This window comes from Alkaliphilus pronyensis (genome assembly GCF_009017275.1).
Taxonomy (GTDB): Bacteria; Bacillota; Clostridia; order Peptostreptococcales; family Natronincolaceae; genus Alkaliphilus_C; species Alkaliphilus_C pronyensis.
This window is the reverse complement of sequence record NZ_WBZC01000061.1, coordinates 20913-42258: the sequence shown is the minus strand read 5'-3', so window position 1 is coordinate 42258 and position 21346 is coordinate 20913. Positions and strand designations below refer to the sequence as shown.

Annotated in this window: 24 protein-coding genes; 19 read left to right on the top strand and 5 right to left on the bottom strand. The window is 32.8% G+C overall.

The window, feature by feature from the left end:
• The first annotated feature begins 174 nt into the window (after positions 1 to 174).
• The 13 genes from F8154_RS13345 (at position 175) to F8154_RS13285 (ending at position 13493) form a co-directional block, all read left to right on the top strand.
• On the top strand, positions 175 to 1014 hold the full coding sequence (locus F8154_RS13345) for a prenyltransferase/squalene oxidase repeat-containing protein (protein ID WP_151862121.1): 840 nt from the start codon (positions 175 to 177) through the stop codon (positions 1012 to 1014).
• Between the two features lie 291 nt (positions 1015 to 1305).
• Positions 1306 to 2397: a hypothetical protein gene (locus F8154_RS13340; RefSeq protein ID WP_151862120.1), complete on the top strand. Its 1092-nt coding sequence runs from the start codon at positions 1306 to 1308 to the stop codon at positions 2395 to 2397.
• Between the two features lie 187 nt (positions 2398 to 2584).
• Positions 2585 to 3496 carry a phosphotransferase gene (locus tag F8154_RS13335; protein WP_207706890.1) on the top strand — a complete coding sequence of 304 codons (912 nt, stop codon included), beginning with the start codon at positions 2585 to 2587 and terminating at the stop codon, positions 3494 to 3496.
• Between the two features lie 202 nt (positions 3497 to 3698).
• Entirely contained in the window at positions 3699 to 4910 is a 1212-nt protein-coding gene (locus tag F8154_RS13330) for a DUF4297 family anti-phage-associated protein (protein WP_151862118.1), read from the top strand.
• Position 4911: 1 nt separating this feature from the next.
• Positions 4912 to 6687 (top strand): anti-phage-associated helicase HerA, encoded by a 1776-nt coding sequence (gene herA / locus F8154_RS13325; RefSeq protein WP_151862117.1) that lies wholly within the window; start codon positions 4912 to 4914, stop codon positions 6685 to 6687.
• A gap of 316 nt (positions 6688 to 7003) precedes the next feature.
• Positions 7004 to 7513 (top strand): GNAT family N-acetyltransferase, encoded by a 510-nt coding sequence (locus F8154_RS13320; RefSeq protein ID WP_151862116.1) that lies wholly within the window; start codon positions 7004 to 7006, stop codon positions 7511 to 7513.
• Positions 7514 to 7964: 451 nt separating this feature from the next.
• Positions 7965 to 8381 carry a GNAT family N-acetyltransferase gene (locus F8154_RS13315; protein ID WP_207706889.1) on the top strand — a complete coding sequence of 139 codons (417 nt, stop codon included), beginning with the start codon at positions 7965 to 7967 and terminating at the stop codon, positions 8379 to 8381.
• Positions 8382 to 8694: 313 nt separating this feature from the next.
• Positions 8695 to 9093: a PH domain-containing protein gene (locus F8154_RS13310; RefSeq protein WP_151862115.1), complete on the top strand. Its 399-nt coding sequence runs from the start codon at positions 8695 to 8697 to the stop codon at positions 9091 to 9093.
• 268 nt (positions 9094 to 9361) lie between these two features.
• Positions 9362 to 9871 (top strand): hypothetical protein, encoded by a 510-nt coding sequence (locus tag F8154_RS13305; RefSeq protein WP_151862114.1) that lies wholly within the window; start codon positions 9362 to 9364, stop codon positions 9869 to 9871.
• A gap of 264 nt (positions 9872 to 10135) precedes the next feature.
• Entirely contained in the window at positions 10136 to 10879 is a 744-nt protein-coding gene (locus F8154_RS13300) for a CPBP family intramembrane glutamic endopeptidase (RefSeq protein ID WP_192930305.1), read from the top strand.
• Positions 10880 to 11166: 287 nt separating this feature from the next.
• Positions 11167 to 11565: a hypothetical protein gene (locus F8154_RS13295; protein WP_151862112.1), complete on the top strand. Its 399-nt coding sequence runs from the start codon at positions 11167 to 11169 to the stop codon at positions 11563 to 11565.
• A 287-nt stretch (positions 11566 to 11852) separates the two neighbouring features.
• Positions 11853 to 12737 (top strand): DUF2268 domain-containing putative Zn-dependent protease, encoded by an 885-nt coding sequence (locus tag F8154_RS13290; protein WP_151862111.1) that lies wholly within the window; start codon positions 11853 to 11855, stop codon positions 12735 to 12737.
• 348 nt (positions 12738 to 13085) lie between these two features.
• A complete protein-coding gene (locus tag F8154_RS13285; RefSeq protein WP_243141257.1) occupies positions 13086 to 13493 on the top strand; it encodes a fosfomycin resistance glutathione transferase in 408 nt (135 codons plus the stop codon).
• Between the two features lie 283 nt (positions 13494 to 13776).
• Here F8154_RS13285 and F8154_RS13280 read toward each other — a convergent pair whose 3' ends face one another.
• Both F8154_RS13280 and F8154_RS13275 read right to left on the bottom strand, forming a co-directional pair.
• Positions 13777 to 14001, bottom strand: a complete 225-nt coding sequence (locus tag F8154_RS13280; RefSeq protein WP_151862109.1) for a type II toxin-antitoxin system HicA family toxin — start codon at positions 13999 to 14001, stop codon at positions 13777 to 13779.
• A complete protein-coding gene (locus tag F8154_RS13275) occupies positions 14001 to 14207 on the bottom strand; it encodes a type II toxin-antitoxin system HicB family antitoxin (RefSeq protein ID WP_151862108.1) in 207 nt (68 codons plus the stop codon). The genes F8154_RS13280 and F8154_RS13275 overlap by 1 nt, the downstream gene beginning before the upstream one ends.
• A 110-nt stretch (positions 14208 to 14317) precedes the next feature.
• Between F8154_RS13275 and F8154_RS15430 the strand changes: the two genes are divergently transcribed.
• From F8154_RS15430 to F8154_RS13255, 5 genes are all read left to right on the top strand, one after another.
• Positions 14318 to 14443: a Nif3-like dinuclear metal center hexameric protein gene (locus tag F8154_RS15430; protein ID WP_243141256.1), complete on the top strand. Its 126-nt coding sequence runs from the start codon at positions 14318 to 14320 to the stop codon at positions 14441 to 14443.
• 107 nt (positions 14444 to 14550) lie between these two features.
• Entirely contained in the window at positions 14551 to 14718 is a 168-nt protein-coding gene (locus tag F8154_RS15635; protein WP_330577919.1) for a hypothetical protein, read from the top strand.
• 37 nt (positions 14719 to 14755) lie between these two features.
• A complete protein-coding gene (locus tag F8154_RS13265) occupies positions 14756 to 15787 on the top strand; it encodes a linear amide C-N hydrolase (RefSeq protein ID WP_151862106.1) in 1032 nt (343 codons plus the stop codon).
• A gap of 109 nt (positions 15788 to 15896) precedes the next feature.
• Complete coding sequence (locus F8154_RS13260) at positions 15897 to 16436, top strand: dihydrofolate reductase family protein (protein WP_192930304.1); 540 nt, start codon at positions 15897 to 15899, stop codon at positions 16434 to 16436.
• 77 nt (positions 16437 to 16513) lie between these two features.
• The gene (locus F8154_RS13255) at positions 16514 to 17131 is read left to right on the top strand and encodes a lactate utilization protein (RefSeq protein ID WP_192930303.1); all 618 of its coding nucleotides are present in this window, start codon (positions 16514 to 16516) and stop codon (positions 17129 to 17131) included.
• A gap of 198 nt (positions 17132 to 17329) precedes the next feature.
• On the opposite strand, the gene F8154_RS13250 is transcribed toward F8154_RS13255, so the two are convergent.
• Positions 17330 to 17704 (bottom strand): hypothetical protein, encoded by a 375-nt coding sequence (locus tag F8154_RS13250; RefSeq protein WP_151862104.1) that lies wholly within the window; start codon positions 17702 to 17704, stop codon positions 17330 to 17332.
• A gap of 737 nt (positions 17705 to 18441) precedes the next feature.
• Here F8154_RS13250 and uvsE point away from each other — a divergent pair.
• Positions 18442 to 19404 carry a UV DNA damage repair endonuclease UvsE gene (gene uvsE, locus F8154_RS13245; protein ID WP_151862103.1) on the top strand — a complete coding sequence of 321 codons (963 nt, stop codon included), beginning with the start codon at positions 18442 to 18444 and terminating at the stop codon, positions 19402 to 19404.
• A gap of 55 nt (positions 19405 to 19459) precedes the next feature.
• Here uvsE and F8154_RS13240 read toward each other — a convergent pair whose 3' ends face one another.
• Positions 19460 to 20704, bottom strand: coding sequence for a LysM peptidoglycan-binding domain-containing protein (locus F8154_RS13240; protein ID WP_151862102.1), 1245 nt, complete (start codon positions 20702 to 20704; stop codon positions 19460 to 19462).
• Between the two features lie 98 nt (positions 20705 to 20802).
• Entirely contained in the window at positions 20803 to 21336 is a 534-nt protein-coding gene (locus tag F8154_RS13235; protein ID WP_330577918.1) for a GrpB family protein, read from the bottom strand.
• Positions 21337 to 21346: the final 10 nt, after the last annotated feature.

Genomic DNA, 21346 nt, shown 5'->3' with positions numbered 1-21346 from the left:
CATCCCTTCACCGGGAACGAAGTTCCGCCAAGGCGGTCTATCTTTTGGGTCCGGTACAGGGACGTCGTAAACACGGAAACGTTATATAAAATTGCATGCAGAGTAGCTGCCTCATCGTGTGGTGGATTTAGTAAGATGGATTAGGCAGAGTCAATAAGAAATGGAGGAGAAGAAATGGCTATTGACAAACAATATTTATCAGATTTTCAAGTAATACTATCACACAGGTATGATAATGGCGCAGACTACTGGACTACACCCGACAAACGACTAATAAAAGGATCACCTTTCTCTACTCTAGACTGCGTGTCATACTTGTTAGAATTGGGTATGGAGTCCACTGAACCTTTACTTAAAGATTGCGCTGACTTGATATTTAGCACATGGCAAGAAGATGGAAGTTTTCGGTTGTATCCGAAAGGCTCTATTTACCCATGCCATACCGCTCATGCTGCCAATGTACTTTGCCACATGGGATATGTTTACGATGCTAGATTGCAGAAAACATTAAAACATCTTTTAGATACCCAATATATAGATGGGGGTTGGCGTTGTAATAAGTTTAGTTTTGGTCGAGGACCAGAAACTCAGTATTCAAATCCCTTCCCAACACTTAATATCTTGAACGCATTCCGTTTTAGCGACTATCTCAACAAAGAGGCAGCCCTTGAAAGAGCTGTCGATTTCTTACTTGACCACTGGACAGTTCGGAAACCGATCGGTCCATGTCACTACGGAATGGGCACGTTGTTTATGCAAGTTGAATATCCCTTTCGCAACTATAATCTTTTTTGTTATGTTTATGTGTTATCCTTTTATGACCGAGCAAAAGGAGACACTCGGTTTCTGGAAGCATTAAAAGCGCTGGAGGCCAAAATGGTTAATGGTCAGATTGTTGTTGAGCGTATTGTTCCGAAGTTAGCCAAGTTTTCTTTCTGTAAAAAAGGTGAACCAAGTTCATTGGCAACAATACGCTATCACCAAATCTTAAAAAATCTTGGATCAAATTTATAACCAACATTTGACGATATGTTCAAGCATTTTATTAACGTGATTAATCATGTATATTAATTGGATTAGTTTAGTACGTACCTCACTTGGCGAGTCTGGCTTCGAGAGGCCCGTAACTTTACATAACAATATGTTTACAAAAGGTGCGGGCGGGCACGTTTTTCGGGAAAGGTCAGCGCACCACACCTTTTCGCTGGGTGGCAAGCACCGTCAAGACGGTCTATCTTTTGGGTCCAGCTCAAAGGCGTCGTAAACACTGGAACGTTATACGTCATTAGTAATTAGGAGGGTTATATGAATATAAATGAAGTACCTAAATGGGAGAAACTTTATGATAATTTTAAATATCCCTATGGTGTATATTATGATTTAATTGTTCAAGGTACTGAACATCCTAGAAAAATAGAGTTAATGGGAGCATGGAAAACTGGAAGTTTGAGAGAGAATGCAGATGAAATTGTGTATACGGATATAAAAGGTATCACATATGGATTCACAAATAGATGGAGTGAAAATACTCCAGTAGGATATAACATTTGGAAGGAGGTTTCAGATAATTGTAAAACGATAAAAGAAAAGATTCCTGAAAAATTTCCGTTAGAAGAACCAGAAGTTGTGATAGATTTGAAGTCAAAAAAAGGTTTTGGTTTTATATGGACACTTTTTGTACTCCACAGTTTTTATCCTAAAGTATATCCTCTTTTTGATCAGCATGTATTTAGAACATATAGATATATTGTTACAAATGGAGATGATTGTCCAAATTTAGCACATAATGAGTGGTCATCATATGTATCATATAGAAACTTTTTTGTTAAGTGTGTAGAAAAATTAAATGTAGATTATTGGAAATTAGATAAAGCATTCTGGGCATTTGGAAAAAACTTAAAAAAATCAAAAGTTAAGTTTCAAGGAAAAATGAATAAAAAGAATAAAGATGTAAGTAAGGATACAAATATATGGGTGAAATACTTAACTTTAGGAGGAAAACAGAAATGCTTTAAATGGAGATTAGATGATGAAGGTAATTTAATTATAAGAAGAAAATACAAGACTGGAAAAGAACATACTAAAAAAATAAGCCAGAATGAACTTGCTAGAATTTATAATTATATTGATGAAAGAGGTTGGATTAATTTGGCTAACAATGTGTCTAAACTTAAATCTAACAAAGAGAAAGAAGGGCTTGGAAACTTCTTATATAATAACTTAGACTGGTCTATAGAAAATGCACAATTAGCAAGTCACTTAGGATCACTATTTGTACAAGCTAGTATTTGGGAGTCAAATGGGAAGAAAAGAGGAATTATATTTAGCCCAAAAGTAAATAACTGTGAAGAAATGTTAAAGAAATTTTATTATGCTAGGGTTAAGAACGACGTATAACAATATGTTCCAGCAAGGCTGCACGGAAGAAGTTTTTTGGGGTAGTGTGCACCACATTCTTTCGTCTGGTGCAAGCACCACAGTGGGGTATTAATTTGGGGTCTGACTCAGGAACGTCTAGAACACGAAACGTTAAATGAAATTGTAAACTAGTTCACTCAAAATGGGCATAGGGAGTGAATTCCAAATGGATATTAAAAGAATTATATTAGAAAACTATGATTTATATAATATTAATAAAATAATTCCATCAAAATTAGGAAGTAGTAGTGCATTCATAATAGAAACAACAACAGATAAATATATTGCCAAGATGAATGAGCGTAAAGATTTTATAACTGTTTATGACAAAGTGCAAGAAAAATTAAATAAAATTGGTATGATTCAAAGTAAAATTGTAAGAACTAATATGAAACAAATCATAACAGGTGAGGGGATAGTCCTCTACGAATATATAGATGGAATTTCATATAGAGAATTTAATGATATTCAGATGAAGAAAGCAATAAAGTATGTTGCCGAATACAATAGGGTATTAAGAACAGTTTCTTTTTCGAGTAATGACCTTAAAATGAAAAATCACTGGGATTATGCAAAGTCAATTGATTATGTATTATCAAAATTCCCTAATAAGCTAAAGAACTATAGTTTGCCAACTGAAAACAGAGAGTCCATAATAAATGCAATTAATATGTTATCTGATAATTTAGAAAGACTATTAGCACTAAGAAAACAGTTGATACATACAGATTTAGGATCTGACAACTTTATTCTCGATGAGAATGATGAAATAATATCAATAATTGATTTTACTCCAGAATATGATTCAGAATATTATTCTCTTGGGCACTTTATATATTGGAATTACCTTTGGAGAACTGCAGACACAAATTTTGATACGATAATGGAGGTTAAGAACATCTATGAAGATGTAATAAAAACGAGGCTAGACGATAATATATTCTACATATTACTTATTAGAGTAGCTATCTTTAGAATTGTTGGACCAATATTAGAGTTAATTGAGAAACGTATTAGCTATAATAATTCATTGGATAAACGCTTTACAATATTAACTAATTTACTAAAGATACAATGAGTTTCCGTTGACAACTTCATTTAACAATATATTTCCGTTCGCTACGCACATCTCTTCACCGGGTGCAAGCACCGCCTACGAAGAAGGGCGCTTAGGGTCCGGTTCAGAGACGTCGTAAGCACGGAAACGTTAAATGAAATTGGTCGCAAAGACCGTGCCGTCCTGGCGCGGATTTACTTATAAGAAAGAAGGGAGGAAAAGTATGAGAGATAGGACAGCCATAAATACAATCAAAGGTTATTTTTATCAATTCGACTATTCTATTTTAACGATACTTGAATTAAGAGAGAATACTGAAACGGTTACAATTGAAGGGATTGAAGATATTGATATATCAGAATTAGAGAGTGACACTGCGGCCCAGTGTAAATATTATGCGAGCACAGAATATAATCATTCAGAGATAGCATCAGCAATAAGGTTTATGTTAAGTGATTTTAAACAAAGAATTGATTTCGGAAATGAATTAATACACTACAAATTGTATGGATATTACCAGAAAGGACAAGAAAAATTACCAACTATAGTAACAATAGAATTTCTGAAAGAACACTTTCTAACCTATACACATAAAAAGGTGAAAATTTTATATCATGAAGATTTACATATAACAGACGATCAACTCCAAGAGTTTCTTTCACATTTACAAATAGATATAAATGCAAAAGAATTTGAACAACAGACTCAAGAAATCTATTTAAGACTTCAAGAACAGTATGGGTGTACACCATTTGAAGCAGAACATTACTATTATAATAATGCATTAAAAGTTATCAAAGGGTTAGCAACTTCAAAAAGTATTGAAGATAGAAGAATATGTAGGTGGGATTTTATTAATTCAATTGATAAAAAAGAACTACTATTTAATCAATGGTTTTACTTTTTTAAAGGAGAAAGAGAAGTATTTAAAAAGCTTAGAAGAGAACATTTTACGAATTTGAATGTTTTACCTATTGAGAGATTTTTCTTAATAGAAGTTGATAGAACAGACTATTCAAGGGCTGAATTAAAAGAAGTAATTCTAATAATATCTTCTAAATGGTCAAAGTTATCTCAACGTACACCAAATCCATTCTGTCCTTATATTTACATAAACAACTTAGAGAGCGATGAGTTAATTGCTTTAAAGACAGATTTATACCAGGAGGGAGTTGGGTTCATTGATGGAGTACCATTTAATGGTGCAGACTTTAACCCTAAAAGCATTGCAATTTGTGCTAATTATCATAATCAGATAAAGATAAAACTTATTGATAAACTGGATTATATTAATTTAATTTTAAAAGAAATAACCAAGACAAAAGAGATATATCAGTTTTACTTAGATAGACCCTATTATGAGTTAAATGACCCAAGAATTAAACATATTATGATCCAAAACTTAAAATTAAAAAATGTAAAGGAGATTATTTAAAATGGAAGAGCTACAAAAGATGAATGCAGAAGTTATATCTGTTTTCCCTAATAAAATTAGAATCGTTGTAGATAATTTAGAAGAATTCAAGCTAGAAGATGAATCTTTGAAAGTCGGTTCATACTTAAGGGTTGCTGATAATGAAAACTCAATATTAATTGCTATCATTGAGAATTTTTCGATAGAAGTTAGTGACGCTGGCAAACGGGATTATATCATAGAAGCAACACCTCTTGGCTTAATTAGAGATGGTGAATTTGTACGTGGTGGAGATACAATTGCAATACCCCCTAAAAAAGTTGAGCCTGCATCTAAATCGGACATCGAAAAAATCTATAACGACTCTATAACGCTGTCAGAACAATTTATCTTTTCAACTTTATCCTCAAATAGAGAAATAAAAATACCAGTAAATGGAAATAAATTCTTCAATAAGCATATTTCTATAATTGGTTCAACAGGGTCAGGGAAATCGCATACCGTCGCATCAATTATTCAGAAGGCAGTAAACTCAAAAGCAGGAGAATACTCTTTAAATAATTCTCATGTAATCATATTTGATATACATTCTGAATATAAAGCGGCTTTTCCTAATGCTAATATTATTAATATAGACAATTTAACACTACCATATTGGCTACTTAATAGCGAAGAGCTTGAAGAAATCCTCTTAGATACTGGTGAACGGGATGATTACAATCAATCATCAGTTTTTCGTACTTTAGTCACGGCAAATAAGAAAAAATATAATCAAACATATGAGAAAATATTTTATGATACCCCAGTCTTTTTTGATATTAATGAAATTGTAAATGCCATTATCAACTATAAGAACGAGACAGAAAATGCAAAATGTGCAGGTCGATATATGATAAATGACGGGACATATAGCTTGACAGATGGAAAAACGACTGAGCAATCTGGAATAAAGTTAACAAATGAAGAAAGAATCAATAAATATTTTGAAAAAGAACTTACTTTCTACCCAACTAAAGGTCAGAATGTAACAAAAGGTGATTATGCAGATGGGACCTTAGACAAATTTTCAATAAGATTTCAATCTAAAGTAATAGATAAAAGATTAGAATTTTTATTTGGTGATAAGTCTAAAACAATAACGTTTGAAGAAACACTACAAAAGTTAATGGGTTATTGTGGAGAAGAACCTAATAATGTTACCGTCATTGATTTGAGTGGGATTCCGTTTGAAGTATTAAGTATTACAGTCTCTTTAATATCAAGAATGATATTTGAATACGGCTACTATTATAAGCGTTTGAGGTGTAGGGAAAATCCTGATGAGAAGATAAATAACGATGTCCCAATTCTTCTAGTATATGAAGAAGCTCATAAATATGTTCCTAGAAGTGAATTAACTAAGTACAGATCATCTCAAAAAGCAATAGAAAGAATTGCTAAAGAGGGAAGAAAATACGGCATTACGTTACTTTTAGCTAGTCAAAGACCATCAGAAATATCGGAAACCATATTCTCTCAATGTAACAATTTCATCGCCATGAGATTAACAAATCCTAATGATCAAGGATATGTTAAAAAATTATTACCAGATACATTAGGTAATCTTATCGATAAAATGCCATCTCTTTCTGCGGGTGAGGCACTCTTGATAGGGGAAGCTATTATATTACCATCAATAGTTCAAATTGAGAAATCCTCATTACCGCCATCCTCTAACGATATTCCTTATTGGGATTTATGGAAAGAAGAATGGAAAAATTTAGATTTAACTGAAATTAAAGCAGAATGGTATAAATAATTACTTGAGGAGTCGCCGACCATGGCGACTTCTGAATATGGGGGCGACCAACTTCACTTAACAACGTGTTTACGGGAGGTGCTGGTTGGCACGTTTTGAGGGAAAGATCAGCGCACCACATCCCTTCACCGGGAACGAAGTTCCGCCAGGACGGTCTATCTTTGAGGTCCGGCTTAGGGACGTCGTAAACACGAAGACGTTATATAAAATTTGGCTTTATGGGCAGCGGGCTGAAGCCGTCGGGTGCAAGAAAGGTCTGCAATCCTTAGATGTTTTGATATAGGAGACAATAATTTTGGTTGAGGGGGAAGTGTTATTGATTGTTTTGAAAGGGAAAAAAGTAACTTTAAAAACCTTTACGAGGGGAGAACATCATCAATTTTGGCAAAAATATGTTGCTGATCCTGGTATGGATCCTGAGCCTTATATTTATGATAAAGAACACGTTGATAATCGATATGACATTATTACAGAAAAAGAATCATGGTATCCAAGGGTAGGAGTTTTTTTGCAAGATGGAACACCTATAGGAGAGTTATCATTTAAAAGAATTAATTATGAAAAAAGCCAGTGTGAACTAGGCATTGTTTTGGCCAACGATGACTATAAAGGACTAGGATATGGAACAGAGGCTTTTGAACTAGCAATAGATTATATATTTAATACCTTAAAGCTAAAAAATATACTAGCTGATACAATGGGTTCAAATGTAAAAATGCAGAAGATACTTAAGAAATTTGGATTTGGATTATTCAATCGAGAAGGGCAATATTATGATATGGGCAATAGAAAAGAAGATAAGCTAAATTATAAGTTAAGTATTTAGACAAAGTAATTTTTGAATTATAGGTGTGTCCAGCCTTGACCTCTGGGCGTGCGGCTGGACTATGAGCCAAACTTTACATAACATAGTGTTTACACAGGGGTGCTGGAGGAAAGTTCACCGAAACTTAACCCATAGCCATAGTGGAGCAGTGTCAGGCACCACACCTTCTCACTGGGTGGCAAGCACCGCCAAGACGGTCTATCTTTTGGGTCCGGTTCAGGGACGTCGTAAACACTGGAACGTTATATGTAATGCCACACAAGGTTGGAAGTCTATCTCAAACTTCAATAAAAAATAATTTAAAGTTGAATTGGGGGACCCGTTAATGAAAATTATTGATTTATCTTATGGAGATGATATATATATTAAGCAAGCTGCAGAACTTTTACATACTTGTTTTGAACATGCTTAGAGTTCACTTGAGGAAGCTATTGAAGAGGTGAAACGCTCTTTGAGAATTGATCGTATAAGTAGAGTAGCAATAAATGATGAGGGAAATTTGATTGGATGGATTGCAGGTATCAAACAATACGATGGTAATGTGTGGGAGATGCACCCCTTAGTGATTAATAAAAACTGGCAGAAAAGAGGAATTGGAAGACTGTTAGTAGAGGATTTTGAAAAAAAAGTTAGTGAAAAAGAGGGCCAAACTGTTTTACTTGGCACAGATGATGAAACTTGCAGTACAAGTATAGGGGGAGTTGATATTTACTCAGATACATATCAAAAAATGAAAGATATAAAAAATTTAAAAAATCATCCTTTTGAGTTTTATCAAAAAGTTGGATATAAAATTGTTGGAGTAATACCAGACGCGAATGGTTTTGGAAAACCTGACATATTAATGGCTAAGAGAGTAAAGATTTAAAAAAATTTTAATAGCATATATATATTGAATAGGTGCCTTAGGCACTACATATAACAATGTATTTACACAAGGGTGCCAGGGGCAAGTTCACCGAAACATAATCCATAGCCATAGTGAAGTAACCACACCTTCTCGCTGGGTGGCAAGCACCGCCAAGACGGTCTATCTTTTGGGTTCAGCTCGAAGGCGTCGTAAATACAGAAACGTTATGTGAAATATGCTTCCAATGGTGATTGTTAGTCGGAAGTTTTTTGATAGCTGATCAAACTATATGCTGATAATTTTTTAAAATGAAGAATAGGGAGGACATTTTATGCGGTTTAACTCAAAAAAAGATTTTTGGCTTGGTCTTTTAATTTGGATTCCAATTGGTGGAGGATTTATTGTTTCACTTATGAGTGAAGGTTGGTTAATTAAAATTCTAATGCTAGCAACAGCAATTTTTGCTGGTTGGATATGGTTTGGTACAAGCTATTATATTTCAGAGGAAATACTTATTATAAAATGCGGTCCATTCAGTGAAAAGATATCAATAAAAGATATTAAAAGCATTAAAAAAACACGAAATCCACTTTCATCTGCTGCTCTTTCAATTAATAGGATTGAAATAAGGTATGGATTTTCGGGTATGACCTTAATATCTCCAAAGGATAAGGAGCAATTTGTTGGACTCATTTTACAGAAAAATAACAATATCGATATTAAAATATAAGAAAGATAAAAAAAATACATAGAGATAGTCGAGGTTTGCGGTGTGTGCATACCTCACATAACAGCGTGTTTACAGGAGGTGCGGGTGGGAATGTGTTAAGTGAAAGATCAGCGCACCACACCTTCTCACTGGGTGGCAAGCACCGCCAAGATGGTCAATCTTTGAGGTCCAGTTCGAAGTCGTCGTAAATACAGAAACGTTATACGCCATGCATACTAAATGCAGTCTACGCCCAAATATTTGTTTTACATTATTGGAGGAGTTATATATGTTTAAAAGAAATAAAAAAATATTATTTCTTGTTGGTCTGGTAATTTTAGCATTTTATATTTACTGCATTTTCCCCAGAAATATTGAGAAAAATTTAGTTGGAATAGAGTATAGACTAGGTGATAGTAGCTACAAAAAAGAAGTTTTAGTTACTATTGAAGGTCAATATTCAAGAAAACTCTTTTCAAGCGATTATTTTGAAGGCTCTATGACTATTGGTGATGTTAAATTAACACAATTACAGTTATATATTAAAAAAAGTGGAGAAGTATTATTGGGGAAAAAAGACGGATCTTCTGAATATGAGAGTTATGGAGCTATTTATACTAAAAGTAGATTCGAAGAGCTTACAATTAATATTTTTGAAGATGAAGAAAAAGGTAAAGGAAGTTGGAATTCAAAAAATGGTCTGATGATTTCAGCACCTGCTAAGAATAGAGATGAAGCCTTGACCTTATCAAATAATTTAATGAAGAGTATCCTTGGAAAGGATACTGTGTTGAAGTAATAATGACCGTTGCACGGCGTATAACAGTGTATTTACACAAGGGTGCCAGGGGCAAGTTCACCGAAACATAATCCATAGCCATAGTGAAACGGGATCAGGCACCACATCCCTTCACCGGGAACGAAGTTCCACCAAGACGGTCTATCTATGGGGTTCAGCTCGAAGGCGTCGTAAATACAGAAACGTTCTCTGAAATGCAGAAGTATTATGTTCGTCCTGAATACAAAAGAATCATAAAGAGAAATGAATATGGGGGAAATAAATTTGGAGTATAAAAAATTAGGTAGAGTTACATTTGATGAAGAAGTAAAAGAATCAATTGATAAGAAAGATGGGATTCATAGTATTGTTTACTATGTGTATAATATTATGATGATTTGGTTATTTGGATTGCTGATTTTTAAAACACAAATATATACTAGTTTAGAAATATATTTTAATAGCAAAGACTTTTTTAAATTCTTGTTTTACATGCCATTTGTAATAATTCAAATTTTACCAGTGTTTATAATTCTGTATTTCAAAAAACAAACTATTAGTAGCATCGGTATAAAAAAAGATAAAATTATGAAATCAACTCTTATTGGAATAATAGGTTCAATTCCTTTTTCAATATTAAATATAATTGGTCCAATTAGCAGTGGGAAGACATTAAATCCAAGTTTAGTGGACAATTTTTGGATTTTTTTATTCTTTTTAATATGCATCGGTTTTGTAGAGGAAATTATATTTAGAGGCTTTTTACAAACAAGGATTGAAGAACTAATGAAAAGCAAATGGACAAGTACTATATTTGTAGGAATAATGTTTGGATTAATGCATGTTCCTATTCAAATGATTCAAGCTGATATGTCACTAATAGAATTTATAGTATATGATTTAGGACATTTAATTATTACAAGCTTAATGCATATATACTTTGTATACTTATATACTAGAGATAAAAATATCATTGCACCGACAGTTGCTCATGCCATTATTAATTTTAGCTATGCGATATTTGTGTAAGAAATAAAATAATTTAGTCTCCAGTAAATGGGGCTTCGAAGTCCGCTGCACATCAGAGAACAATATATTTGCACAAGGGTGCTGGAAGCACGTTTTCAAGGAAAGGTCAGCGCACCACATCCCTTTACCAGGAACGAAGTTCCGACTAGACTGTCTATCTTTAGGGTCGGGCTCAGGGACATCGTAAACACTGGTACGTTATGTGAAATCCCCTCTAATTGAATTGGTGAGAGTTCATATACATTGCATCATATATAGTTTGTATTAGCATTCATAGTGTATTGATTTTGATCGTAGGAAGTAGGGTGAATGAAATGCTTAGAAAGTTTAAGATTGGTTATACCATTTTTGTAGGAGTTTCAATTATTTCCTTATGGATAATGTTGTTTGCCACATCACAAGTTCCTGAGTTGGAGACTGAACCTTTTAGCCTAACACTGCATGTTCTATCAGAGTTGTTATTGGCTGGATCTCTTATAATTTGTGGTATTGGTTATATTAAGAATACTAGATGGGTTCCGTATGTTTTTATGTTTAGTATGGGTCTGTTAGTGTACTCTGTTATAAATGCTGCAGGGTACTATGGTGAATCTGGCGACTTTGCCATGGTTATTATGTTTGCTCTGTTGTTGACTATCGCAGCCGTATTAACAGTTCTGAGCTTGAAGGAAGGATATTATACGTAAGAATGAAGGTTAGATTAGTTGGTTCAAGTTTCGAAGTATTAAGCGTTTCGATAATGAACATATATTGATAAGTTATCGAGGGGACATTACATAACACCATGTTCCTGCTTCGGGTCAGCAGAGGGGACGGCTTTGGAGTAAGAATGCTGACCAAATACGGCCGTCTAAGTCTTACGAACACTTGACGCATTAGTCACCACAAGGGTGCCATGAGCGACTACGTTCTAATGCGCCAGCACTTCAGGAACACGAAACGTTAGTCGACATTAAAGGAGGGTTAGCCTAATATGAAATTTATCAACTTATTTAGGGAACAAATAGGACTATCTCAGAATACAAAACTAGAGTTGGATTATCGAGAATTTATGAATGGTTATTATTGTCTATTTTCAAAATTTAATAACATTAATATATCGAAGGATAGATTAATTGAAGTTATAGATGATAATATTAGTCAAATTAAAAACAACGAACAAGAAGAGATGCTACAGTTTTCTTTAAGGTTAGAGAATGAAATTGTTAAAATTTCAGAAAAAATTGAAAAGAAACTTGAAATTATAAATGCACCAGACACTGTTTTGTTTATTGGAGATGGCAGCATTGATGGACACGGAATAATTGTTGAAGGTAAAACGTATGGTATCTTTGAATTAACAACGTTGAAGAACTCTATAAATTTATATAATTCAGATTTATTCTTAGCGCATGAGTTAATTCACCCAATACATTATCGGCTAAATAAGGAGTATTTTCCAAAAGAGTGGGGTTCTGTTGAAGAATATTATTTTAAGCGGATGATTAGTGAAGGTATTGCAACTTATTTTAGTAAAGAAGCATGTGAAACATCAGTAGATGAAGCATATTGGTTTGGATATCTTAAATTAAAAGAACTTCATAAATGGATTAGCTATTGTGAGGAGATTAAATCTGAAACTTCTATAAAGTTGAGCAAATCAATAAGTGAAAAAATATTAGATTCGAACTTATATCGACAATTGTTTAGCATTGAAGGATATGACAATATTTCAAAATATAGATTAGCTTATTATTATGGTTATCACATAATTGAAGATATAAGTAAAAGTTATACATTTGAGCAAATTTTGAAATTAAAATATAAAGATTTAAGACATTATATGTTAGATTATTTTAGTATTAATAACGTCGACTAACAATGTGTTTGCACAAGGGTGCTGGAGGAAAGTTCACTGGAACTTAATCCATAGCCATAGGGAAGTGGGGTCATGCACCACACCTTCTCACTGGGAACGAAGTTCCGCCAAGACGGTCTACCTTTGGGGTCCAGCTCGAAGGCGTCCTAAACACTGGAACGTTATCTGCAATCCTTAGCATAATGTTGTGCTAGAAGTTGCTTTAATATTGAGACAAGGAATAAGTGTAAAGAAAGTCATAGTAGGATTAGATGAAGTATATATTAAATAAATTTTTACAAATAAAGAAGAGTAGAAAAGGGTAACTAATTTTCTTGTTGCTCTTTTAAAATTAGAGGAGGGTAAATGATGATAAACGGAATTAATCATATTACATTTGCTGTGTCGGATTTAGAAAAGTCGGTGGATTTTTATGTGAATCTATTAGGGCTTAGGTTGGTTGGGAAATGGGATAAAGGAGCATATTTATTAGCAGGCAACCAGTGGGTTGCGCTCAATGTTGATGATACAGTGATTTTAGAGACGAAAACTGATTATACACATATTGCGTTCAATGTCTTATCTACAGATTTTCAAATTATGAAAGATAAACTTGAAAATGCAGGGGTAAAGTCCTTCAAGGAAAATTCATCAGAAGGAGATTCATTTTATTTTTTCGATCCAGATGGACACAAATTAGAATTACATTATAATACTTTAGAAGATAGATTGAAGTGGGCAAGAGAAAATGACTGGTCAACATTTGAACTTTACTAGAGAAAACGTGTGATGAACATTCAGGATTGGGTTTAGTGGAGGTAGAGGGTATTGAGCTGACGGACAGCAGGTAACAATGTCTTGACAGAAGGTGCAGGAAGCACGTTTTGGGGGAAAGGTCTGAGCACCACATCCCTCCACCGGGAACGAAGTTCCGCCAAGACTGTCTATCTTTAGGGTCGGGCTCAGGGACGTCATAAACACGGAAACGTTATGTAATATACAATAATGTTAGGGGTAAAAAAATCCCATCCAAAAATCGATGAGATTGAAATACAAACTATTATTGCTCTAAAAAATCCTCTAACTTAATAGCCGCTTGTTCAAGAATGCTTTTGAGTGTTCCTTTAGCAATTTCATCGTGCATCGGTATGATAACAATCCTAGATGGAGTACCAGTTTTCTTATATTTTACATGGCTACCTTTTTGTGAAACATATTGAAAGCCAAACTTTTCAAGTGCTTTTATAGTTTCTTTAGGAGTTAACACAGGATATTTAGAACCCATTATAAAGCTACCTCCATTGTTGTAACAAATGTTGGCAAGTTTGTGTTCTCAGGCATCATATCCTCAAAATATAGCTCTAATGCTTCACGTAAATTCTCGATCGATTCTTCAATTGTTTTTCCTTGAGAAGCAACACTATTTTCAACACATTTAGCTACATACCAGTTTTCTTCTTTTTGAACTATAACTGTTACTTTGATTTTCATGTTATCACCTCATTTAGAGTTATCATACTAATATTATATCATAAAAAGGAATTAAATAATCAGATTTTAGTAGGGTCATCGGTGGTTTGATGGTTAATGCTTCCAATGATGTGAAGAAGATAGGATATGCAACAAACCTTTCTTTAGATGTCATTGAAAGTGCAAGAGAACTGGGAGTTGATTTAATTGTAACCCTATTGATGTACTTCAATAACACTAAAAACAATACATACTGACAGGAAAAACTAAGCTGAATGGTTTACCTCCAAGAGCGGTTGTTTTTGGTATTGATTACAATAATATTCAAAGAGCTTATCCTCTTTCGTCGATAGCTGATAAAAATGTGTTTGTAGATAATTTTGGAGATAAAGTCTTAATCTTAAGCTTTGATAAAAATGGAGGATTTCTTTATGCTAAGGAACCTGATAGCCAGTCTACTATAATAGTTGAGAAGCATTGGTGGTTAGGGTGGAAAGAATTTCACCCTGAAACAGAAATATATGGCATATAAATCAAATATAAGAACAATGTAGCTTGGAGGGATTATTTTGAAAAGATTTATAGTTCTTTTAGTTGTTTTAGTCATCATACTAATGAGCTTAAGTTGTATATCTTATGCATGTACAAGTTTTGCTGTATACTCTGAAAACAGTATATATGGAATGAATTTTGATTATCCTGATACAGAAATTAGACTTATTATTTATAAGGAAGAAGATGTGAAAGCTCTCTCCATGGAATTTAAACAGGGGGATGATTATTTACCATTTGCTGGGATGAATAACAAAGGTTTATTTGTTGCGACACAATTGCTATATCCTAAGAAACCAGCAGAGACAAAATTGGATGAAGATGAAATTTATATTGGTTCGCTAGGTGCACTAATAGGTAAGTATGAAAAGGTAGAACAAATAGAAAAACATATTGAGAATAAAAAACTAGTAAATATGCCAATTACAATACATAAACTATTTGCTGATAAGTTTGGAGATTCTATAATAGTTGAAGTTGGAGATAATGGAAATGAAATTGTAAAGGTTAATGATGATTTTGCAGTCATGTCAAATTTTTCTAATTATACTTTTAAAGATGAAACGTATAAAAATGTATCAGGTGTTGGTGCTGACAGGTATAAGATTGCATATGAGTATATAAAAGAAAATTTTAATGATTTCAACATAGAAACCGGGTGGGAAGTATTAAAGAAAACATCTCAAACATCAGGGAGCTTTAATACACAATGTTCTATGATATTTGATCCTCAAAATCAGGATATATACATAGTTGTTAAAAGAGACTTTGAAAAAATATGGAAGGTTTCTTTAGAAAAAGAGACTATAGAACCTATAAAAGGTTTTGAAAATTCAACAGAAATTAAAATGAGCTCTAATGGCATCTTATTATCAGATTTAACAAGTACTAGCAGCAACTCAGAAAGCATTTCTGCAAAAACATATAGTGAAGTAAAAAGTAACGATAGTGCAAAAACATTTTATTGGATACTTGGGATAGGATTTGCTTTGATTATTTCTATTATAATTATTGGTATTCTGAAGAACAAAAAGTCACATCTAAAATAAAGATTAGAAATGACTTGCAAAATTACTAGAGCCGCTTATTACAACCACGTCTAACAGTATATTTCCGTTCTATAGATAAATGTTTCAACCATTGTGAGGAGGCATTTAAATGAGTAGAAAAGTGATTATTTTTATAGCCACAAGTTTAGATGGGTATATAGCTACTGAAGATGATTCATTAGATTGGTTATTTAAGGTGGAAGGAGAAGGAGATAATGGGTATTCGGAGTTCTATGACACTATAGATACAATAGTTCTTGGTAGAAGAACCTATGATTGGATCATGAAGGTAGAGAAACAGAATTTTCCCTATAAGAATAAGAAGTGTTATGAATTCACTAAATCTAAATATGAGCCAAATAATAATGTAGAGTTTGTTGATGGCGACATAGTTAAATTTATAGATACATTAAAGGGTGTTGAAGGTAAAAATATCTGGATTGTTGGTGGTGGAGACTTAATATCCTATTTTCTTAAAGAGAATCTTGTAGATGAGTTTATAATAAGTATTGCACCTACCATTATTGGAACAGGAATTCCTTTATTCAATAAACAGAACATAGAAATTGAGTTAGAATTAAAAAGCATTAGGCGGTTTAATCAATTTGCTGAACTTCATTATGTTAAAAGGCAAAGTGATAACATTTAGTGTGAATATATGCTCCTGCGCACAGCATCAGACAGGAAAATCAACTACTAAATATAAATATGAAAAGGGGTACTTTGATGAATCAAGAAAATGTTGAAGTTCTTTTAAAAAACTTAGCTGATAGAAATATTGAGGGATATTGGTTTGAAGATTTTGCTACTGCAAAATCAAAAATTATGAGTATGATATCAATTAAAGATAGTGTTGGTATTGGAAACTCAATCACATTAAAGAACATGAATTTGAGTTATGAGCTAAGTGAAAGAGGAAACTTAGTTTATGATAAAACACTAGCCAACAATAAAGAAGAGGTAAGGGAGTTGAAAAGAAAAGCATTGTTAACTGATTGGTATGTCACAGGATCAAATGCTATCTCTATGGATGGACACATTGTCAATATGGATCACAGTGGCAACAGAGTTGCTGCCATGTTATATGGTCCCAAATATGTAATTATAGTAATCGGTATAAATAAGGTTATACAAACCTTAGATGAAGCTATCTATAGGGTTAGGAACATTGCTTCACCGAAAAACGCCAAAAGGGCAGGAATGAATCCACCATGTGTTGATTTAGAAAAATGTATTGATTGTAGATCTCCAGAAAGAGTTTGTAATAATCTAGTGATAATAGAAGGACAATATGAAAAGAAAAGAATGAAAGTATTTATTATAAATGAAAAAGATGGGTTTTAAACCAGCAGAAACTGATCTACGTCATTAGTAATAGATGAGATTGGATGTTATTGCTGAAAACATACATTATCATTGATGATAATATTAAATACTAAACTATTCCCTAAATATACATTTAAAGAACAGTAAATTAACTAGAAAAAACAGGAGGTCTTTGACAAATTAAATAACCTCCTGCTTTACCTGAAATAATTATTACTATCTTAATCCTTCATTAATTATTTTAGTTATTTTGTCGGTATCTCCAACACTATTTTTATACCACAGTAAATCCCATTTCTCACTTCTATCATATTCATCTGCAAGCTCTCTTAATTTTTCAGCTGTGTCAAAGCTTTTTTGTGCATTCTCTCTAATCTTCTTTACTAAAATCTCTATTTCTTCTTGATTTCCATTTTCCTTAATAAGTTTTAGTAGTTCTTTCAAATCATCCTCTGAATTATCAAGAAACGAAATTACTTGAGGATAACCTTCAGTCCCCAGTCGTACGCATTGTCTAAGCATATTTCTGTTGTTAATTATCCAAGTTAATGATCCTTCGGTGATAGTACCACTACTTGTAACACCACTCAACACCCAAATTCCTGAACCTAAAGCATCTGTTACTATAGTAGATATTTTACTCCCATAGTTTATTTAATTTCCAAATTGCTATTGTATTGATAGATATTCAGTGCGATTAAAGCAATTATTAATATAGCCAATATTAAATTTTTAGTATCTTTTTTTATAATAATCAACCCCCTTTAATCTGTAACCGTTAAGCTAAAGGTATTCTCCAGCCATCATTGGTAGCAGAATTAGTAATGATCATTCATCTATTATTATACAGGTGATTTCATGTAACATATGTCGATATTTGTTACTTACTTATGCTTTTATATTATGATTTTTAGAAATTTTACTAACTTTAAAAATAACAATCAAATACCATTGTAAATCAAGAATATTTAGTCATTGACTAAATTGTGTATAACTTCAATTTTTATCCACAGATATTGTTAAATATTTAACCCTTTATTGTTTTTGATTTGTTAATATTCTACAAAAGCACTTCCTTCTTTACCTAGATACTCATTTGTTACTTATTAACAAACCCTATAGCTTAGTATCATTCGACATTATTTTTATTGTCGATTATTGAAATATTTGTCGTATTAAATTGTACCATACTTATATACTTACACACCACTGAAATGTATTTATTTTAGCTAAGCTTTTTAAAAAGGAGTTAAGTTTTTCGTAATCCTTACTATATTTAGCAGATTAACCTATAACATTAAGGGAATGATATTTATGAGGTGATTTTAGTGATAATCCGATTTGGTTATGTTGCTCTACCTTTAAACCTATATAAAGCTTCACCTAACAAAATCATAAATTTTAAAAGGTTTTGTCAGCTACCGGATGAAGAAACACAGCTGTATAAGCTTAAGAGCATTGTAAAGGAAAACTTAGATGCTACAAGGAGAATTTTAATTTATAATGTAGCCCATGATATAAGGATTTATAGATTTACATCTAAATTGGTGCCTCTTGTTACCCATGATGAGGTGTTTGACTGGGATTATATAGATGAGTTTAAGGACATGTTTAAAAGGATAGGTGATTATGTTAAAGAACATAATCTAAGAGTTAGTGCTCATCCAGATCACTTTACTGTTATAAACACTCCTGACGATAACATATTAAGGTCGTCTATAAAGGACTTAGAATATCATTTAAAGATTTTTGAAGCAATGGGTCTTTCAGAAAAGGAAGCAAAGCTGGTATTGCACGTTGGTGGTACTTATGGCAATAAAAAGAAGTCTATGGAACGGTTTATAAGGCAATTTAGATCTATTGATAAGAAAATACAGGATAGAATTATTTTAGAAAATGATGATAAGTCATATACTGCAATGGAGGTCTTGACTCTATGTAATGATTTAAAGATTCCAATGGTACTAGATATACATCATCATTGGTGTAACAATAATGAAGAAAAAATAGAAGATATATTAGGGGATATATTTGATACTTGGAACAATGAAGTGCAAAAGCCTAAAATACATGTTTCCTCCCCGAAGTCTTTAAAGCAGCCAAAAGCCCACGCCGATTTTGTCGATATAAATTTTTTACTGGATTTTATTAATAAAGCTAAGGTAATAAATAGAGATTTTGATATTATGATTGAAGCGAAGAAAAAGGATGATGCTTTATTTAAAGTAATTGAAGAGCTGAAGCTAACAGAAGGTATTCAGGTTATAGATGGGGCAACCATTGAAATTTAATGAAAGCATTAGTAGAGCCGCAAACATAGCTACATTGTTTACGGCTCTTTTAGTATTATTTATATGGATTAATATTTAGTAATTCATCTACAGTAACAAAGGTGTATCCGTTTAATTTCAGTGTTTCTATTAATTCAGGAAGAGAATCAACTGTGGTTTGCATGCTAACTCCATCTCCACTTGCATCATGGAAAAGAACAATATCATTATTACTTACATCCTTTAAGGTATTAATTATAATCTGGTCAACATTTTTGTCTCTCCAATCTACAGAGTCTACTGACCAATTAATTATTTTATACTCCTTTGCCTTTAGGTTTTCTACAACATTAGCTGAAATAGCACCATAGGGTGGTCTCATTAATGTTGTTCTTAGTCCTGTAATTTCAAATAAAATATCCTCAGTGGTTTCTATTTGATCAGTAATAGCTTCATTAGAGCTCTTTCTAAGGTCTGGATGATTCCATGTGTGATTTCCTATAGTATGACCTTCTGAAACTACTCTATTAACTATATTAGGAAATCTTTCAGCCCTACTACCCATTATAAAAAATGTTGCTGGTACATCATATTTTTTTAGGGTATCAAGTACTTGATTAGTATAAGTTACATTAGGTCCATCATCAAAGGTTAAAGCTATTCTTCTTTCATTACCACTACCCTTTAAATAAATAGTATCTGGGTACATTTTTCTTAATTGATTAACAGAGTATTGGAAATCTTTTTCTGGCTGTTTTTTTACTGGTGCAGGAGCTTTCTTCTTAGGGATAATTAGTTCTTGCCCTAAATAAATCATATTTATGTTACTAATACCATTAGCCTTTGCTATAGCATCAACAGTTACTCCTTCTGCTTGTGCAATCTTAAAAAGAGTATCCCCCTTTTTAACAACATAAACTTCTTTTCCGTTGTTACTATAGTCATCTTTTGTTTTTTCAGGCACCTGCAGCTTCTGTCCCACATAAAGCCTGTTGATATCTAATAGATTATTTTCCTTTGCTAAAGCCTCCATAGGAATACCTAAAGCTTTAGATATTTTATATAGAGTATCACCAGGTTTTACAACATAGAGATCATCTATAGGTATAATCAACAGCTGTTTGTTATAAATGACCTCAGGGCTTTTCAAAAACCTATTACTGCCTTTTAACTCTTGTAAAGTTACTCCATAGTCTTTAGCAATTTCAAACATAGTTTCACCCTGCTGAACCCTGTGAACCATTAGAGCATTACTATTTAGTGGAGTTATTACAAAAGCAGTTATTATTAAAAAAGCAAAAAAATGTTTTATCCTATGCATATATTATTTCCCCCCTTTTTATACATATTAGTTTAATAGTAAGACATTATGTAAACTAAATCCACCTGTAAAAATTGGGAGGTAAATATTAATTATCTCTATTTTTGTGTTCTGGCCCATTCACCTGCCTTCTCGTCAATATTTTTTATAAAGGCATCCTTACCTTTACAATATGCGACATTATCATATTTATGTTTTTGAGCCAGCTCCTTTTTCAGTTCCTCATATTCCTTCGCCTCATTTGGATGGCATATCATATAGCTCTTAAAGTTTAAATGCTTTGCTACTTCTTGATTTCCTTTTTCAAAAACATGCAGATGGTGGGTTCTATTATATAAGCCTTTAAGAAAAAATCTTCTACCCTTAATACCATATTCGCCCTTTGGTATATAACCTAACTCCTCTAATTCATTATTATATTCATCTATTTTGTTAATATCCTTTACTACAATCATAATATCAATAACTGGTTTAGCGCTAATGCCAGGAATTGAAGTACTGCCTATATGGTGAATTTCAATTGCTTCTTTGCTTAAAATCCTAAAGAGCTTTTTTGACTCTTTTTGAAACTCCTCCACCCAGTGGGGATTGTAGGGTACCACTTCAATTATTCTAACATTTTTATTATCCATTATATATCCT

Bases quoted from the DNA above. Each gene is read 5' to 3' on its own strand.
- F8154_RS13345 (WP_151862121.1), top strand. From the start codon at position 175: ATGGCTATTGACAAACAATATTTATCAGATTTTCAAGTAATACTATCA.
- F8154_RS13340 (WP_151862120.1), top strand. From the start codon at position 1,306: ATGAATATAAATGAAGTACCTAAATGGGAGAAACTTTATGATAATTTT.
- F8154_RS13335 (WP_207706890.1), top strand. From the start codon at position 2,585: ATGGATATTAAAAGAATTATATTAGAAAACTATGATTTATATAATATT.
- F8154_RS13330 (WP_151862118.1), top strand. From the start codon at position 3,699: ATGAGAGATAGGACAGCCATAAATACAATCAAAGGTTATTTTTATCAA.
- herA (WP_151862117.1), top strand. From the start codon at position 4,912: ATGGAAGAGCTACAAAAGATGAATGCAGAAGTTATATCTGTTTTCCCT.
- F8154_RS13310 (WP_151862115.1), top strand. From the start codon at position 8,695: ATGCGGTTTAACTCAAAAAAAGATTTTTGGCTTGGTCTTTTAATTTGG.
- F8154_RS13305 (WP_151862114.1), top strand. From the start codon at position 9,362: ATGTTTAAAAGAAATAAAAAAATATTATTTCTTGTTGGTCTGGTAATT.
- F8154_RS13290 (WP_151862111.1), top strand. From the start codon at position 11,853: ATGAAATTTATCAACTTATTTAGGGAACAAATAGGACTATCTCAGAAT.
- F8154_RS13285 (WP_243141257.1), top strand. From the start codon at position 13,086: ATGATAAACGGAATTAATCATATTACATTTGCTGTGTCGGATTTAGAA.
- F8154_RS13280 (WP_151862109.1), bottom strand. From the start codon at position 14,001: ATGGGTTCTAAATATCCTGTGTTAACTCCTAAAGAAACTATAAAAGCA.
- F8154_RS13275 (WP_151862108.1), bottom strand. From the start codon at position 14,207: ATGAAAATCAAAGTAACAGTTATAGTTCAAAAAGAAGAAAACTGGTAT.
- F8154_RS13260 (WP_192930304.1), top strand. From the start codon at position 15,897: ATGAGTAGAAAAGTGATTATTTTTATAGCCACAAGTTTAGATGGGTAT.
- F8154_RS13255 (WP_192930303.1), top strand. From the start codon at position 16,514: ATGAATCAAGAAAATGTTGAAGTTCTTTTAAAAAACTTAGCTGATAGA.
- F8154_RS13240 (WP_151862102.1), bottom strand. From the start codon at position 20,704: ATGCATAGGATAAAACATTTTTTTGCTTTTTTAATAATAACTGCTTTT.
- F8154_RS13235 (WP_330577918.1), bottom strand. From the start codon at position 21,336: ATGGATAATAAAAATGTTAGAATAATTGAAGTGGTACCCTACAATCCC.